Source organism: Halostella pelagica, assembly GCF_004762015.1.
Classification (GTDB): Archaea; Halobacteriota; Halobacteria; order Halobacteriales; family Natronoarchaeaceae; genus Halostella; species Halostella pelagica.
This window is the reverse complement of sequence record NZ_SJES01000007.1, coordinates 41,734-57,963: the sequence shown is the minus strand read 5'-3', so window position 1 is coordinate 57,963 and position 16,230 is coordinate 41,734. Positions and strand designations below refer to the sequence as shown.

The 16,230-nt window shown below is 63.8% G+C and carries 14 protein-coding genes; 6 read left to right on the top strand and 8 right to left on the bottom strand.

Going from position 1 to position 16,230, the window contains the following annotated elements; genetic code table 11:
- Positions 1 to 15 precede the first annotated feature (15 nt).
- A complete protein-coding gene (locus tag EYW42_RS15280) occupies positions 16 to 1,011 on the top strand; it encodes a hypothetical protein (protein ID WP_135536167.1) in 996 nt (331 codons plus the stop codon).
- Between the two features lie 82 nt (positions 1,012 to 1,093).
- Positions 1,094 to 1,876 carry an IclR family transcriptional regulator gene (locus EYW42_RS15275; RefSeq protein ID WP_135536166.1) on the top strand — a complete coding sequence of 261 codons (783 nt, stop codon included), beginning with the start codon at positions 1,094 to 1,096 and terminating at the stop codon, positions 1,874 to 1,876.
- 48 nt (positions 1,877 to 1,924) lie between these two features.
- On the opposite strand, the gene EYW42_RS15270 is transcribed toward EYW42_RS15275, so the two are convergent.
- The 3 genes from EYW42_RS15270 to EYW42_RS15260 all read right to left on the bottom strand — a co-directional run bounded on the left by EYW42_RS15270 (position 1,925) and on the right by EYW42_RS15260 (position 6,875).
- Positions 1,925 to 2,401: a hypothetical protein gene (locus EYW42_RS15270; RefSeq protein ID WP_135536165.1), complete on the bottom strand. Its 477-nt coding sequence runs from the start codon at positions 2,399 to 2,401 to the stop codon at positions 1,925 to 1,927.
- 201 nt (positions 2,402 to 2,602) lie between these two features.
- The gene (locus EYW42_RS15265) at positions 2,603 to 4,594 is read right to left on the bottom strand and encodes a hypothetical protein (RefSeq protein WP_135536164.1); all 1,992 of its coding nucleotides are present in this window, start codon (positions 4,592 to 4,594) and stop codon (positions 2,603 to 2,605) included.
- A gap of 1 nt (position 4,595) precedes the next feature.
- Positions 4,596 to 6,875, bottom strand: a complete 2,280-nt coding sequence (locus EYW42_RS15260) for an ATP-binding protein (protein ID WP_135536163.1) — start codon at positions 6,873 to 6,875, stop codon at positions 4,596 to 4,598.
- Between the two features lie 203 nt (positions 6,876 to 7,078).
- Here EYW42_RS15260 and EYW42_RS15255 point away from each other — a divergent pair, with 203 nt between their 5' ends.
- The gene (locus EYW42_RS15255; protein ID WP_135536162.1) at positions 7,079 to 7,618 is read left to right on the top strand and encodes an XTP/dITP diphosphatase; all 540 of its coding nucleotides are present in this window, start codon (positions 7,079 to 7,081) and stop codon (positions 7,616 to 7,618) included.
- A gap of 184 nt (positions 7,619 to 7,802) precedes the next feature.
- Positions 7,803 to 8,381, top strand: a complete 579-nt coding sequence (gene hpt / locus EYW42_RS15250; RefSeq protein WP_135536161.1) for a hypoxanthine/guanine phosphoribosyltransferase — start codon at positions 7,803 to 7,805, stop codon at positions 8,379 to 8,381.
- Here the strand turns inward: hpt and EYW42_RS15245 are convergent.
- From EYW42_RS15245 to EYW42_RS15230, 4 genes are all read right to left on the bottom strand, one after another.
- The gene (locus EYW42_RS15245) at positions 8,378 to 8,848 is read right to left on the bottom strand and encodes a DUF7384 family protein (RefSeq protein ID WP_135536160.1); all 471 of its coding nucleotides are present in this window, start codon (positions 8,846 to 8,848) and stop codon (positions 8,378 to 8,380) included. The two genes, hpt and EYW42_RS15245, sit on opposite strands and share 4 nt — an antisense overlap.
- A gap of 131 nt (positions 8,849 to 8,979) precedes the next feature.
- The gene (locus EYW42_RS15240; protein ID WP_135536159.1) at positions 8,980 to 10,059 is read right to left on the bottom strand and encodes a putative sulfate/molybdate transporter; all 1,080 of its coding nucleotides are present in this window, start codon (positions 10,057 to 10,059) and stop codon (positions 8,980 to 8,982) included.
- Between the two features lie 400 nt (positions 10,060 to 10,459).
- Complete coding sequence (locus EYW42_RS15235; protein ID WP_135536158.1) at positions 10,460 to 11,116, bottom strand: potassium channel family protein; 657 nt, start codon at positions 11,114 to 11,116, stop codon at positions 10,460 to 10,462.
- Positions 11,117 to 11,151: 35 nt separating this feature from the next.
- Positions 11,152 to 11,697 (bottom strand): thermonuclease family protein, encoded by a 546-nt coding sequence (locus EYW42_RS15230; protein ID WP_135536157.1) that lies wholly within the window; start codon positions 11,695 to 11,697, stop codon positions 11,152 to 11,154.
- Between the two features lie 278 nt (positions 11,698 to 11,975).
- On the opposite strand from EYW42_RS15230, the gene EYW42_RS19540 reads away from it, so the two are divergent.
- Positions 11,976 to 12,449 carry a hypothetical protein gene (locus tag EYW42_RS19540; protein WP_161972965.1) on the top strand — a complete coding sequence of 158 codons (474 nt, stop codon included), beginning with the start codon at positions 11,976 to 11,978 and terminating at the stop codon, positions 12,447 to 12,449.
- Positions 12,450 to 12,586: 137 nt separating this feature from the next.
- Here the strand turns inward: EYW42_RS19540 and EYW42_RS15220 are convergent, their stop codons facing one another.
- Complete coding sequence (locus EYW42_RS15220; RefSeq protein WP_135536155.1) at positions 12,587 to 14,077, bottom strand: Hvo_1808 family surface protein; 1,491 nt, start codon at positions 14,075 to 14,077, stop codon at positions 12,587 to 12,589.
- 194 nt (positions 14,078 to 14,271) lie between these two features.
- Here EYW42_RS15220 and EYW42_RS15215 point away from each other — a divergent pair, with 194 nt between their 5' ends.
- Entirely contained in the window at positions 14,272 to 15,042 is a 771-nt protein-coding gene (locus EYW42_RS15215) for a YihY/virulence factor BrkB family protein (RefSeq protein ID WP_135536154.1), read from the top strand.
- Positions 15,043 to 16,230 lie beyond the last annotated feature (1,188 nt).

Sequence of the window (16,230 nt, the reverse complement as noted above, 5' to 3'; positions counted from 1 at the left end):
TGGCTACTGTTACCGATGGTCGAGACTGGCACTAGTTACTTCGGCGTCCGGAGCGAGAGCCACGTCCGGGAAGACCTGGACCGGTTCCGCGAGCGCGGCCTCGACGCCGTCTTACACACGTTCAGCGAACGCGACCGGGAGTACTATCAGGAGACGATGGCGGATATCGTCTCGGCGAGTCACGAGCGAGGGTTCCGGGTGTACGTCAACCCGTGGGGCGTCGGACGCGTCTTCGGCGGCGAGGCGCTCTCGGAGTTCATCGGTCGTCACCCGGAGGCCTGCCAACAACTATCGACGGGACAACGCCTTCCAGCGGCGTGTTTCAACCACCCCGAGTTCCGGGAGTACATGCGAGAGTGGTCCCGCGATGCGGTCGCGACCGGCGCTGATGTCGTCTTCTGGGACGAGCCACACTGGTACATTCCCGAATGGCACGGCGACGAGATACCCCAGGGTGCCTGGACCTGCCGGTGTTCCGCCTGCCAGGACCGATATGAACAGGAGTACGGCGAGGAGATGCCCGCCGAGCGGACCGACTCGGTCGACGAGTTCCGGGAGGAGTCCCTGCTCGATTTCTTCGAGGAGATGACCGGCGTCGTGGCCGCCGAAGGGGCCGAAAACGCCGTCTGCGTTCTCCCCAGCGACGACTGGGACCACGGCCTCTCGGACTGGGACCGACTCGCGGGCCTCGAAGCCCTCGACGTGTTCGCGACCGACCCGTACTGGGCGATCCACGACCACGACTGTGCGGAGTTCGTGGCCGACAGCACGGCACGCGTCACCGACCTCGCGGACCGGCACGACCTCGAAAGTCAGATCTGGGTGCAGGGCTTTCGGCTCGACGACGAGGCGGCGACGGTCGAGGACGTGGCGACCGCGACGCGGGCCGCCCTCGACGGCGACGCCGACAGCGTGTTTATGTGGGGGTACGATGCCTGTGAGTCCATCTCAAGTATCGCCTGCGAGGACCCCGAGGCCGTCTGGGAGTCGTATCTGATGGCGCTGCCCTGACTGGATACCGGCCCGTGAGCCCGATAGGTGGTCCTGACGGGGGTGGGCAAACTATATTTATTCGGCCGCCGACTGCACTGGTATGAACGATTCGCGCGGCGAGACGGTCGACGCGACGCGGACGGCGTTCGACATCGTCGAGACGCTCGCGGCGGTAGACGGCGCGCGACTGACCGACATCGTACAGGAACTCGACCTCCCGAAAAGCACGTGCTACAAGCACCTTCAGACGCTTCGGTCGCTCAACTACGTCTACCGTGACGGCTACGTGTACCACGTCTCCCCCCGTTTCGTCGAGATCGGAAACGCCGTCACGTCGAATCGGCAGGTACCCGAGTTCCGCTCGGAGATAGACCGCCTGGCGGAGATCACACAGGAAGTCGCCGGTGTGTACGTCGAGGTCGGCGGTCTCGGCACCGACGTCTACCAGACCGTCGGAGAGAGCGCCGTGGAGGATATCGGCGAAGTCACGAACAGTGCGTATCTCCACTGCACGGCCCCGGGAAAAGCGATCCTCTCCGGACTCGACGAGGACCGAGTGTCCGAAATAGTCGAGGGACACGGAACGCCGACGTACACCCAAAACACCATCGCGGACGCGGAGGAACTGTTCGACGAACTGTCCCGCATTCGCGAACGCGGCATCGCCTTCGAGCGCGGAGAGCAAGACGAGGCGGTCCGGAGTCTCGCGATGACCGTTCCGGACGCCGTGACCGATAGCAACGTCGCGGTGTACGTGGCCGGGCCGGCAGACCGTATCACCGGCAAGCGCTTCGAGCAGGATTACCCGGGCATCCTCGCCGACATGCTGAACCAGATCGAACGCGACTACGCCGATGAGCAGTTCCCGTCGAGCACTCAGTGAGTCGTCACACGTTCAATCGACGACCGCGGTAGGGGCGAACGCCCCGTTTCAGTCGGGGGTAGAGAGGTCGAATCCAGACGCAAGGTCGTCCGCATAATCGGGGTTTAGCCGGTACTCGTTCTGTTCGCCGGTCCAACGCTGCTCGTCGACGTCGAACTCGCCGCTGTACTTGCGAGTGAATCCCGCGCGGATCCCGGAAATGCCCTGCGGTCCGCCCGTTTCGACGCCGTACTCGTCGGCCATCCGCTCGCGTACCGCCGCGTTCGTCAGCCAACCGTCGCCGTCGAGCAGGGTTCTGACGTACGCGTCCTGCTTTCGGCTGAGGCGGTCGAAAAAGTTGCCCGGAAGCTCCACAGCGTTTCTACGGTCCGTATCGTCCGCCGCGTCGGGCACATCGACTTCCCGATCACTGTCGGATTCGGCATCACCGGTCAGAGCGATAGAGACGATTTTAGCCGCCTTCTCCTCCGAAACCTCGCGTTCGAACTCTATCCCTGTTCCAGTTATCGTCACCGTTATGGTCATGTCCAACTATTGTCCCTCAAGCTCTTAAAACGTTACGAGAACTCCAGAGTTTCTACAGCCCGTACGCGGAACGTCGCGCCTGGGCATGTCTCCGCACGGCGTTTCGGCGGATGCCTGATACTGTCGGATAGTGGTCCACGAGAACTGTCAGCACACCGAGGTCTCGACTCTCGTCAGGACGGTCCGTCCGACAGTATGCGCTCAAGTGATCGGATAGAGGGCACTGGTTTCGTGAGGTGAGTAGACCCCATCGTCGAGGATCAGAAACGTCTGTTCGTTCGCCAGTAGCCGCTGAAGTTCGGACGCGTTGACGATGAACTCCAGGGTCGTCCCGACCAGCTTTTGGGCCGGATCGGAGATGTCCGGCGACCACAGAAACCCGTTGTCGGGGAGGACCGGATGGCCGGTAACCTTGAACCGGTGCCCGTCGATCGGTTCGATCTCGTAGCCGATGGGGTATATCCCGTCCATCGTCGCGAACGGGGTCAGTCCGTCACCGACGACGATAGGCCCCGTTCCGGACCCTCCGTACCGTCGGGCGTACTGGGCCGCCTGTTCGACTGCCGCGCCGCCGCCGAGGAGTTTGAGGAACGCCTCGCGCCCCGCCGTATCCAACGTCTCCCCGTCGTCGTATCGCCCGACCACCGCGGCGGATCCTCGCTGGACGAGCAAGTCACACGCCTCGACGGACCCGTTCGCGTCCGCGAAGACGATCCGGACGTTCGACTCGGGGATCTCGTCGGGAGCGAGCGTTCCGTCCGCGCAGACGAACCCGTCGTCGTACTCGCCGACGTAGTGGAGGAGGTTAGCGGACGCGGCAAACCGGTCACGGAGTTCCGCCGTCGAGAGGTCGCTGGCGACCGAAACCTCCAGCGACTTGGTGGAACACGTCCGGAGGATATCGCTGAGCCGATCCGCCTGTGAGCCCGAATCTGAGGAGTTGTCGACTACGACGGCCCGAGCGGTATCCTCCGCGCTGACGCCGTATTCGAGCGCGTTCTCGAACCCCTGTCGCCGGGCGCGGAAGGCGTTTGTCGGCGGGTCGTCGTCCGCCCATCCGACAAACGGGAAAGACTCGGTGTCGCGGTCGCGCGCTCCCTCGGACGAGCGCGGCGCAGCGTCCGAGAGCATTACCTGTCCCATGTGGGCGGTCACGTACGGCAGGAGTCGCGCGTTGCGGACCGTCGGGTCGAGATACGCGCAGTAGTGCCACGGCGGCAGGACCGGTTCGAGTCGCTCGTACGGCAGCGACAGGTACGTCCGGAGGCGCTCGTCGATATCCGCACGATACACTCGGTCGAAATCCGGCGGCAGTGACCGCAACACGTCTAACTCGCTGAGTCCGGCCCCCTCGTGCTTGAACTTGACCAGCGTGTCGAGCAGGAACACCCGGCGAAGGAGATCAGCCACCTCGAACTGGAACGTCGGCATCGGCTCGAACTCGTGTGTGAGGTCCACGTCCGGCGCACGCAGGATCGGGGATCCCCGCTCCTCGATAGTCACCTCGGCGTCGAGGTAGTACGCGAGCGGTGCGACGGGGAGTAACGATTCGATACTGTCCGGAACGCGGATCGCTACGCTCGTGTCAGGAGCGCTCTCGCGAACTGACTCGGGGATCGCGGTCTCGTCGCCGAACTCGACCCGCGGTGGATGCCGTCGGCTCATCGGACTCGTCACCGTCACACCGCCGGAGGGGTGAGAGACCGAGAGGGCGCTGATAGCCGTCGCGACGCCCGCCGTCGTCCGGGGGACGGTGACAGTCTCGGTCGGGTACCTCGTCATCGACTGGAGGCCAACAGTGACCGCTGTCGGATGCTCGAAGGAGAGGACCGTCCGATTGGCAGAGTCACGGTGGACCGTTGCGGACCCCTCGAAATTGACGAACACGCGCATGTCCAGGTCGAACAGCACGTTGTACCGACCCCGGTCGAGCGAGATCGATTCCTGGTCGTTGGTGAACTTCTGTCCCTCTATCGGTATCTCGTCGTCCCCGAGTTCCGAGATCCAGGTGTGAGTCCACGGGGGGAAAACGAGCTGGCGCGTCCGGCCCGAGACGGCGGCGTCGACCGGCCGCTCGAACTCGGTCTCGGGGGCCGGCTGGTCCCAGCCGAACAGGTCGACTTCGACCTCGTTACCGCTGACATCCACGCCCCGGATCGTCGTCCCGACCACTGACAGTTCGACTAGATCCACGTCAGATCTCGCCCCCGGACTCGGTGTGGAACTCCAGGCGCGCGCCGCCGGACTCGGATTCGGTTACGCTCGCCGACCAGTCGTGGGCGTTCGCTATCTCCTCGACGATGGCGAGTCCGAACCCAGTGCCGCTGTTCGCGGTGGAATAGCCGTACTCGAACACGGTCTCGCGCTCCGCTTCGGGGATGCCGGGACCGTCGTCCGCGACGTAAAATCCCGCCGTCCCGTCCAGTCCACCGACAGTTACCGTTAGTGTCTCGCCGGCGTGGTCGTCCCCGTCGGCGGAAGGGGAGCCGTCGTCAGCCGCTGTCTGACCGCTCGCGGACCCGTGTTCCACGCTGTTTCTGAAGCAGTTCTCGAACAGTTCCGAGAGTCGGTCCGAGTTGGCCTCAATCGACGGGAGGTCGTCCAGTTGCAGGTCCGCACCCTCAGTCTCGACGTGCGTCCAGGCCTCGGTCGCAACAGCGCCCACGTCGACCGTCTCCGTTTGACCGATGATCTCCCCCTCACGGGCGAGCGTGAGCAGTTCGCTGACCATCCGGTCCATCCGGTCGAGTTCCTCCGCTGTCTCCTCGGCGTAGGTCATCTCGCCCGAATCCAGCATCGTCTCGACGTAGCCCGTGGCGATGGACAGTGGGTTGCGAAGGTCGTGACTGACGATGCTCGTGAACCGTTCGAGCCGCTCGTTTTTCCGCTCGAGGAGCTGCTCTCGCTCCTTCAGGTCCGCGATATCCGTGTAAATGAGATACCCTTCAGTGCTGTCGGCATCGCTGAACGGGACGTTACGGAGCAGGAAGGGGCGGCTACCGTCCACCGTCAGCCGTTCGACTTCGCGGTCGAGTTGAGCGCCGGCAGCGATCGATTGGTACTGCTCTGCGGCGCTCTCACTTTCGCTGTCAGGAACGAGTAGGGACTCGACGGGTCGGCCTATCGCGTCGTCCGGGTCGTACCCGAACAGCCTGACGAACGCCGCGTTCACGGCTTCGATCCGGGGAACTCCATCCTCGAGGACGTACCGGACGGCCGCGTCGGGGACGTTCTCGAACAGCGCGGCGAACCGGTCCCGTTCCTGGGTGAGAAGCGATTCGAACTCGACGCGTTCGACGGCGTGCTGGACGTGCGTACAGAGCAACTCCGCCAGTTCGCGGTCCGTCTCGGTGAAGGCACCGACGTTCGTCGAGATGGCCTGAAAGACGTTGTCGTCGCCCAGCGGGATAGACAGCACCGACTGATAGCTGTCCTCGGTCGGCCGCGCCTCCGGATGGTCGCCGATGTCGTCGACGAGAAACGTCCGGCCCTCGCGTATCGTGCGACCGGCGATCCCGTCGCCCTCGTCCAGCACCTCCGCACCGACCTGGATGTCGGACGTCGCCGCCGCCCGCAGAACGATGCGGCCGTCCGACCGCTCCGAGATCGAACAGGCGTCGAACTGTAGGACGCGGTTAGCCGAATCAACCGCGAGTTCGAGGATCTCTGTCACCGAATCGAGGGTGTCTAACTCCGAGGTGATGTCGTGAAGCCGTTCGACCTTCTCGTTGGTTTCCGCCTCGGACGGTGTCGTCTCCGACACGCGTTCGAGTTCGGTAAACCGGACGAGTCCACCAACGGTGCGCCCGTCTCCCGCGAGTGGCGTCGTGTCGATCCGGTAGAGAGTGTCCTCGATAGAGCGCTGTCGCGACCGCGATTCGCCGTCGAGCGTAGCGCGGTAATCCGATTCGAGGTAGGCTCCGGCCGCCCCGCCGGGGATATCGGTCACCCGCTCGCCCTCCATCAGGACGCTCTCGCCCGCCACGAACGTGTGTCGAAAGTCCTCGTCGAAAACCGCGACGGCGTCGGACTCGTCGAGTCCAGTCAGTGCGCGTAGCGCCGTCGAGCCGTGTCGGTCGACGTGGGGTTCCTCGGCAGAAACGAGAGCATCGATGCGCCGGGCGAGCAGTCGATACGCGTCGTCGGTTCGCTCGTCCCGGCCAGTGACGACGTCGTCAGCGCCGGCGTCGAGCGCTGCTTCGACGGACGTATCACCGTCAGAAAATAACACGACCGGCGTTGTCGGTGCAGTCGACCGGAGGTCCGCAACCAGTTCGAGTTCGTCGGACTCGGACCCTCCACTTCCGCAGACGACGCACCCGACGTTCGGTTCTCGTTCGACCGTCGCCCGGGCGTCAGCGACTGTATCAACCGGTATGACCTCCCCGTATCCCAGTTCACCTGTAACGCGCGTCGTCGCGGGGACTGTGATTGCTGGTTCGTCGACGATAACTATCACCGGCGGATCCGTCATTGTGTGTTAATAACACCTCAGAGTAATTATACTGTTGGCTGTGGTGGTACGTTCCGGTAGACTCGCCGAAAGATCCCTGCGAACGTTCAGCGGTGACAGCGCGGTAGCAGGCGTCCGGCTATTTGCCGGCGTGGTGGCGAGCATCCGGCGGCCACGGGAACCGTACCGACGCCTATTTTCCCGCGGGGTTCGCCTCTCGAAGTATGATCCGGTTCGTCACTGGAAACGAGGGGAAAGTCCACGAGGCGCGCGAGTACCTCGACGAGAGCGTCGAACAGGTCGACTACGACTACACGGAGATCCAGGGAGAACTGAAAGATATCGCCCTATACGGTTCACGGGAGACGTTCGCGGAGACGCCCGGCGACGGGCCGGTTCTGGTCGACGACACGGGACTGTTCGTCGAGGCGCTGTCGGGGTTTCCCGGCCCGTACTCTGCGTTCGTCGAGGACACGCTGGGGATCGAGCGGGTCTGGGAGATCGCACAGCGGGAGGAGAACCGCCGTGCGACGTTCCGAACGGTACTTGCCTACTACGACGGCGAGACGGCCGAGACGTTCGAAGGGAGCGTTCGCGGCCGGATCGTCGCCCCGCGCGGCGACGACGGCTTCGGTTACGACCCCATCTTCGCACACGACGGCCGGACGTTCGCGGAGATGAGTACGGCGGAGAAAAACGCAATCAGCCACCGTGGGCGGGCGTTGGCGAAGTTCGCGGACTGGCTCGCCGAGCGGAACGAGTGATACTGACGGACGGAAGTCAGTGACGAATTTCGCGGGGACGTTCCCGCGAAATATCGGAAAACAGGGACGTCCGACAGTATGAGTCCGGCGCGTCGACGGTCTGCGCTCTGAGTTCTCCGCTGTTGTCCTGCTCCGCGCGGTGCAGGGATCAGTACCTTTTTTTCCGCTGTCGAGTACACTCGGCATGGAAAAACTCCGAGAATCCCTCCACGACGCCCCGATCATCGAGAAGGAGGGCGGCTACGAGTACCTCGTTCATCCTATCAGCAACTGCGTTCCGATGCTCGAACCCGGACTGCTCCGGGAAGTCGTCAACGAGATCATCCAGAAGGCGGACCTGGAAGACGTAGACAAGATCGTCACCCCCGCAGCGATGGGGATCCACATCAGCACGGCGGTGTCGCTGATGACAGACATCCCACTCGTCGTCATTCGCAAGCGCCAGTACGGCCTGGACGGCGAAGTGGCGCTGTTTCAGGAGACGGGGTACAGCGAGAGCGAGATGTACATCAACGACGTCGACGAGGGCGACCGCGTGCTGTTGCTCGACGATATGCTCTCGACTGGCGGCACGCTCAAGGCGATCATCGAGGCGCTCGACGATATCGGCGCTGACCTCGTCGACACGGTGGTCGTGATGAAGAAAGTCGGCGGCGAGAACGCGCTGGCCGACGGCGACCACGAGGTCAAGACACTCGTCAACCTGCGGGTAGAGGACGGCAGCGTAACTCTCGTCGACGAGCAGTCAGTGACGCCGACCTAGGCTCGCGGGTCGCGGTCCGGTCCCGGGTACTCGCCCTCCTGTGTGGCGTCGTAGAGGCTCTCGGCGTCGAACACGGTGGCGAAGGCGTCGGGCGTGCGAACGGACAGTCCCTGATACGGCTGGATAGAGAGGCCCGTCTTCGCGGAGCGAAGCGTCTCGTCGAACGAGAGCATGTGCGCCGCTCCGGACTGGTAGGCGCTGGCGAGGCCGGGGTGGTCGTCCGGCGGGTGGTCGACGGCGACGCGCTCGTCCTCGATCCGTTCACGCCAGTCGCTCGCCAGACCGTCGTCGGCGAGCGCCGCTATCGCGGCTTCGGCGTCGGCGAGCAGGGCGTCGCTGGCGACGAGATCGACCCACGAGTGCCGGCGGACGTGGTCCAGCGCCTCGCGGGCGGGACCGCCGACCAGGAGATCCGCGACGAGTACGTCCGCGTCCGCGACGACGTGGGTCGGGTCGGGGTCAGTCATCGCGGCGCTCACCGAGCGTGTCACGGATAGCTTCGACGTCGGCGTCCGTCCGGTCGGCGCGGTCGAACAGGTCGGCCCAGGTGTGACTCATACGAGACAGCAGGGACCGACGAGCAAAAAACCGGTCGACGCTACCGCAGGTAGCGGTAGGCGAGCGCGCCGGCGACGAACGCGACGCCGACGTTGACGAGGAGGCCCGCGACGCCGACGGCGGCCGTCAGGAGCGCGTCGTCGGTGTCGGCCGCTGCCCGGCCGAGTTGGACGGCGACGACGGCGAGCAAGACGCCGAGCAGTGCGGTCGGAAAGGCCATTACGAGACCGCCACCGGCCACCAGCGCCACCGCGGCGTACAGCACGCCGAGAATCAGGTTCGCGCCGCCGGTTCGCGCGCCGAACGCGTACTTGCCAGCGAGGCCGCCGCTTCCGTGACACATCGGGAGGCCGCCGAGCGGGACCGCGGCCAGCGTCATCGCGCCCATGCTCGTCGAGAGGTCGTCGGGGGACACGTCGCGGTCGAACAGGTCAGCACAGAGAACGGCCGTCGCGACGGCGGCGTTGCCGACGGTCATCGCAAGTTGCGCGACCGCCCCCTCGACGACCGCGACCGAGAGCGTCGGCGCGCCGCTGGGAAACGCCGTGAGCGCGGGAACCGCCGGCGACGGGACCCCGGTTTCGGCGACGGCGAGGCCCGCCCCCACCGCCAGCACGACCAGCGCGCTCGCCTGTCCGCGGCGCGCGAGCACCGCCGCGGCGGCGACTCCCACCCCGAGAGCGGCGAGCGCGACGTTCGCCTCGCCGAGCGAGATGCCGGTTTCCAGCAGCAACAGGGCCACCGCGAACTGGACGCCCCGAACGACCGGTCGGCCGACGACCGACTCGACCCGGTCGAGCGCGCCGAGTGCGCCCATTGCGAGGAGGACAACGCCGGCGAGCAACCCCGCCGCGGCGAGTTCACCGGCGGTGAGCGCGCCCGCTATCGCCAGCCCCGCGAGCGCCTTCATCGGTTCGACGGACAGCGGTAAGCCGTAGGCCACGCCCCAGACCACCTGAAAGACGCCGAACAGAAACAGGACGTGCGGGAGCGACACCGCCGTCGTCGCCCCTAGTGCGACGACTATCGGTAGCACCGTAACCGAATCCCCTAACGCGCCGGTCAGCTCTCCCGCGGAGAACGACAGTCGGGCGCGGAGCGACTGCACCGCCGTGGCCATTTAACCACCGTACTGCGTGAAGGCTCATTACCGTTCGGAGAAATCAGAATCGGTGGCGCGAATACGTTCGGGTAACTATTACTGATTTCCCCTCACCGCCACAGATTTCCTCGTCATTCCGTGCAGGTCGTCGTCGAACGGTGTCGGCAGTGACACGCCGGTGCCGTCCGAACGGCGTCGAGGACGGCGACGAACAGGGTGTACGCGACACGGGTAGAACGGAGCAGAGACTCGGAACACGGAGTCATGCGTCCGTCTGACGGGTGTTTATGCCCGCACGGTCACGAGATACCGCCGGGCGCGCCGCAAGGCCTCAGTTCCCATCCTCCCGACAGCGCGCCCGGCACACCGCTATCTCCCACCCGCACCTTTTGCGCCCGTTACCCGTCGCGAGACGGACTTACGACGGTAGGACGGACGTTCGAACCTCTTCGACGGCCTCGGACTGAACGATGACGGCGATCCGGTCGTCCGCCTCGATCCGCGTCCCGGGAAGCGGGATCGTCAGCGATTCGTGTGCGCGACCGTGCGCGTAGATGCGAGCGGTCGAGGGCAGGTCGACGCTGCTGATCCGCTCGCCGATGAGCGGTGACCCGTCGCGAATGGTAAACACAGTCAACTGGAGTTGTTCGGTGAGGTCAGACACGACGTTGAAGTCCCCGCCCAGCAGCGCGGTTTTCGCGCCGGCCGCACCGAGCCGCTCGGGGTAGATTATCTCGTCAACGTCGTCCGCGTACTTCTTGTATATCTCTTCGCGGTAGTCCTCGTCGATGCGCAGGACGGTCCGACAGCCGTAATGCTTGCCCACCATGCAGGCCGCGAAGTTGACGTTCAGGTCGCCGGTCAGTCCACCGATGGCGTCCGCGGTGTCGAGCCCGGCCTGTTCGAGAACCTCCTCCTCGGACCCGTCGCCTTCGACCGTTTCGAACCCGTCAGTTATTGCGCGTTCGGCCTTTTCCGGGTCGTTTTCGACGACTATCACGTCGTGGCCCTCCTCCCGGAGGATACGAGCGGTCCGGATACCGACCCGGCCGTACCCGACGATGACGAACTTCATAAGGAGTCATACGAAACCGGGGGTGAAAATAGTGACTACGAACCGTCGGCACACGACCAGAGGCCCGTCCCGTTCGCCCGGGCCCGTCGCTCCGCGTCGGCGTACTGGTCGCGGTCCGCGAACTCGGTGTCGTAGAGGCGCGCGTACCCCCGGTCGACGAGTTGCCGGTTGAAGCGGCCGCCGTCGTACTCGACGTACGCGAGCAGTCGGCCGTACCCGCCGCGGCGGTCGGACTCGGGGTCGACGACGAGCGTTACTTTCTCGCCCGCCAGTTCGGTTCGGGCGAACTCGCTGGACCGGTGACCCCAGTCTCGCAAGCAGTCCCGTCCTGCCTCGGTGTCCGGGACGCCCTCGAACTCCGACGGGTCGTTCTCTGCGTGGACTTCCGGCGTGTCGACGCCGAGTAACCGCACTGTCTCGCGCGTGCCGTTCGGATACTCGACCTCGACAGTGTCACCGTCGACCACCTCAACGACCGTCACGTCGTGACGTTCGGTCGTCCGCGGGTCGTCTCCGACGACTCCGCCCAGACAGCCGGCGAGCAACAGAACGAACAGACACGACAGGAGGACGCGGCGCATCGGTGTCTCATGAGAGCGGACGCCACTTCATAGTCCCGGGACCGGACGAACGGGCGAGCAGACACTGACGGATGTGCGTCAGTGTGGTAGCGTGTGCAACTGTTTACACACCTGATCGCACTCGCCTAGGATTCCAGATATGTGATAGCTTTCAAACGCTACTGTATTTTGACCCGAGTAAACTCGGCTGAACCGTCGCTAACTACCGGGGAAATCGGGTGAATCCGGTGTGACGCTCTCGACGGTTGAAGTGGGTGTACCTGCCAGAACCGAGTGCAATGCGCCTAACCAAGATCGCGGCACTCGGACTCGCGGTACTGCTGCTGACCACTGGGGTCGCGGCGGCCGCGTCCGGCAGTGCCTCCGTCGACGTACAGCCCGCGAACGAGAGCGACTCCGCACAGGGTCCGCCCGCGAACGCGGGGAACGGAACGGCGTCCGACGCCGACGGCGAGCGCGGCCCCCCAGTGGAGCTCCCGGACCAAGTTCCTGACCACGTGAGTGACATCCACCAGGCGATACACGGGTTCTTCGACGGGACGATCGACTCCCTCGGCGACGCGGTCAGCGACCTGACGCCGGGCGAGGAGAACGACAGTGAGGCTGAAAACGCCGACGACGATGCCGAGAACACCGACGGCGATACCGAGAACACCGACGACGATGCCGAGAGCGACGCCGACGAGGACGCTGACGGTAGTTCCGAGAACGACGCCGACAGCGATACCGAGCGTCGGGACGGCGGCCGATAACCGGTGTTCCGATAGACCGACTTCCCGCTGAATCGCAACGGCTCTCCGCCGCACTCGCGGACGGATTTTTCCTTCGTTTTACAGTCCGGCTTCGAACCGGTACATCTCCGACCGGAACTTCGCCTCCCACCGGCGTCTCAAGCGGAGGGAAGCGGCGCCGCGGGCTTCCGCTTCCCCGCCGCGCCGTCTCCGCGCACGTCCGTCGGGATGGCACCGGTCGCCGGCGGATGCAGTGTCACCAGACCGTCCGCCGACGGCGCGCTCGCGATAGTGACCGTATCGCCGTTCCGCTCGACGTAGTACGCGTCGGCGAACGGTCCGTCGTCGAGGACCCAGTGGCCCGCGCGTCGCTCCGCGCCGTGGTACGACAGCAGTCGCTCGTACCCGTCGACGAAGGTGCTCGCGTTGTCCGCGTCGTCCCAGCGGATCTGCCAGACGTAGCCGGCGTCGTCTCCGTTCTCGTAGGCGTACAGCCGGTCGTTGCCCCAGCCGTTCGAGTAGTTGAGGTCGTAGTCGAGCGCCGCGCCCCCGCCGCGCTCGCGGACGAACGCCTCGCTGTCTATCACGGACCCCTCCCGGTCGTCGTACAGCGTGTACGCGAACATCGTCGCCAGACCGGCCTCGCCGACGGTCACCGTTCCGGACCCGTCGCTCCGGCGGACCCGCTCCCAGTCGTCAGTGCTATGGTCCCGGCTGTCAAGCGGGAGCGGCCCCGCAACGTCCGGTCCGTGGATGATCTGCTCGGTGCTGACGGGCGGGTCGTCGTACTGGTCGGAGACCCCCTCCCATCCCTCTCGGCTCCGCACCGATTCGACGTAGGACTGTCCTTCGGCGTACGGGAAGTACGACAGGATGTACAGCCCCATGTGGATGTCGGGGGCGGCGACGTCGGCGTCGCCGCCGGTCCCGCCGGTTGCCCGCGGCCGAAAGCAGTCCCACTCGGCCTCGCAACGGGCCTCGTACTCGCCGTCGACGAGGTTCGCATCACCCTCGATCAGCGAGAGCAACGCTGTCACGCGGTCGTCCGACGCCGAGGGCGGCGCTCGGATCTCCACGCCGTTTCCGTACCGGAACTGGTAGGCGTGATACAGTTCCTGCGAGAGCGTGATCTCGTCGATACTGGGCTGTTCGGAGTCCGAGACGATCACGATACGGTCCTCGGGAATGCTGTAATAACCCAGGACGGACGACTCGCTGTTTTGCTGTGCGACGGATGCGGAGTCCGCGTCGTCGCCGACCAGAAACAACGCGCGGTGGTGCACGTTCTCGTACACGCGGTCCCCGCCCGCGGCGGTCTCACCAGGCGTCTCGTTTCGATACTCGTCCCGCCTGACGACGGTTACGTCGACGTCTTCCCGGAACTCGACCCCGCGGATACGTTCGACGCGAGCCATTGACCGGGCCACCACGGCGTCCAGTTCGCTGTTGTTCAGTCCGTCGTCGGAGTCGACTGACAACGAGGCGTTGTACCAGTGGCCGTTCTCCCACCCCTGAACGTCGGTCCGTGATTCGTTCGAATGAGTTGTGGGATCGTCGGTGTCGGCAGGACCGAACCCCGTGGGAGCGGCACAACCGGCGAGGGCAACGAGAAGGAGGACGAGTAACAGTGACGGACGAGACGGTCGCATCCCCCGAGTGTACGGTCGCCGAGAAAAAAAGCCACCGGGAAACGCGGCGTTCCACGATCACCGCCCGGCCGACGGATCGTCGGCCGCCGTCGCCCGGCCCACCCGATCGGCAGTCGTCACACACGGACGCCCGGGTAACTGATACTCGGGCGACAGATATCGAGCGTTTTGGTGCTGATAGCCGTATATCCCCTATGGCGCGACTGGCCAGGGTACTCGACGTCGTGATCACCGTAGTCAGGTCAAGCTACGAACACGACGTGAGATATCCGGCGGCGGCGCTCGCGTACTACGCCTTCGTCTCGTTCGTCCCGGTCCTCCTGCTGGCGTTTGCGGTCGTCGGCGAGCAGTTCGCCGCGGAGATCGAACGGGCAGCGCCGCAGTTTCTCACGCTGGAAGCCCGCCGGTTGATCTCTCAGGCGACGACGACCGCGTCGGGACAGACCGGCGCATCGGTGCTCGCTATCGCCGTGATCGGCTGGAGCGGGGCGAACGTCGCCATGGACTTCCAAACAGTCGTCGAACGCATCGAAGGCGTCGAGGAGCAGCCGTTGCGACAGCAGTTCCGCAACTCGGTCGCCGTCCTCGGGTCGCTCGGGCTGGCGATACTCGCGGTGCTTTTCACGAGCACGCTCTTTACCCTCCCGCCGGCGGGGTCGTACGCCGGTCTCGTCATGCTGTTTATCGTGCTGACGGTCGCGTTCATCCCGCTGTATTACGTGCCGTCCACCGTTCTCCCGACGCCGTCGTCGGCGCTTCCCGGCGCGCTGACGGCCGCGTTGGGGTGGACGACGATCCACACGGGCATCCTCTTCTACGCCGCAAACGCCGGTAAGTACGCTATCTACGGCGTTCTAAGCGGGATCATAATCATCCTCACGAGTCTCTACATCGCCGCCGTCGTGCTCCTGACCGGGGTCATCGTCAACGTGACGCTGGTGGAGAAGGGGTACGTCATCGCGTAGCGAGTCGGTCAACGAACTGGCCCGACAGCGCACCCAAGCAGTAGCCGCCCGGACGACAGCGCGTCCCCGATGACGGAATCGGGAAAGCAAAAAGAGGATCTGTCCGTACTCCCGGCCAAGTACTCGTGAACGGGGCGTTATGGGCGAAAAGGAGCCGTTAGCGTTTCCGATTCTCTTTCCGAGGGGAGACGGTTCACGCTCGAACCGCGCGAATTACTCCGCTGTTGAAACTCCAAGACCAGCGACCGCAAGAAGAGCCTAGGCCGGAATTTGAATCCGGGCTCTCGTCGGCATTCGTTGACCAATCTGCGCGGGCTTTTGCTCCAGATGGAGACGAGCCTATTGAGCGTGTCTGGTATGAATGGTTCCGCCATTTCGATGATGACATCAGTGATTTACTGCTACAGAATCTCCAAGAGTATTATCAATGGTGTAAATCAAACTCGAATTCTCTACAGTATTCTAAAGAAGATATAAAAGATCACCAAGACAAAGCAGAACAGTATCTGTCAGATTAAGTCCTATCGCTGTCCTTTGCATGAAAGGACTGAGGTGAGTTTACTGTCCTTTAGGCCCTCAGAGCAACGAATTATAGCTCACTAAACAAACCCCATGAAGTTACTGCTGCGGCTGTGGTAGGAAAACCGACAGCACATAACAGCAATAAGCTCCCGACCCCAACAGCATGCCTCCCCTGGATATCAAGGGTTGGCGAGAACTTAGGTAGTGGTTCAAAGGCAGTAAGAGCAAAGAAGAGAATCATGAATAGGATAATACAAAGGAAACTTCCGAGAACCGCGAGATACGAGGCCCTGGCGTGCTTCTTGGCTCGTTTATCTGACAGCACAGCTTTTGCCCTCGGTAGTAAGTGGTTGAATTGGATCGATAGTGGGGTATAAATAAAGGCTGCAATACCGAGTAACCCAAATGCAAACCTGAGTATGCCAATTTCTGTCATTAAACTAATTTCTATCCTCGCTCTACTGTTTTGAATGTTTTCACTTTCACGGGGTGCCTCTTTTCATGAGAAGGACTGCTGTGTTCTGATAAAAAGAAATTCAATAATCTCTCACAATCGGGATTCTCGTTATTAATTATGTTCCAAATGTCAGGTACTGACTGCTCAATGAATTCACCTTCGTATCGCCAGCAGTACTCGTTGTAGTCAGACCACTCGACAAAGGGGAG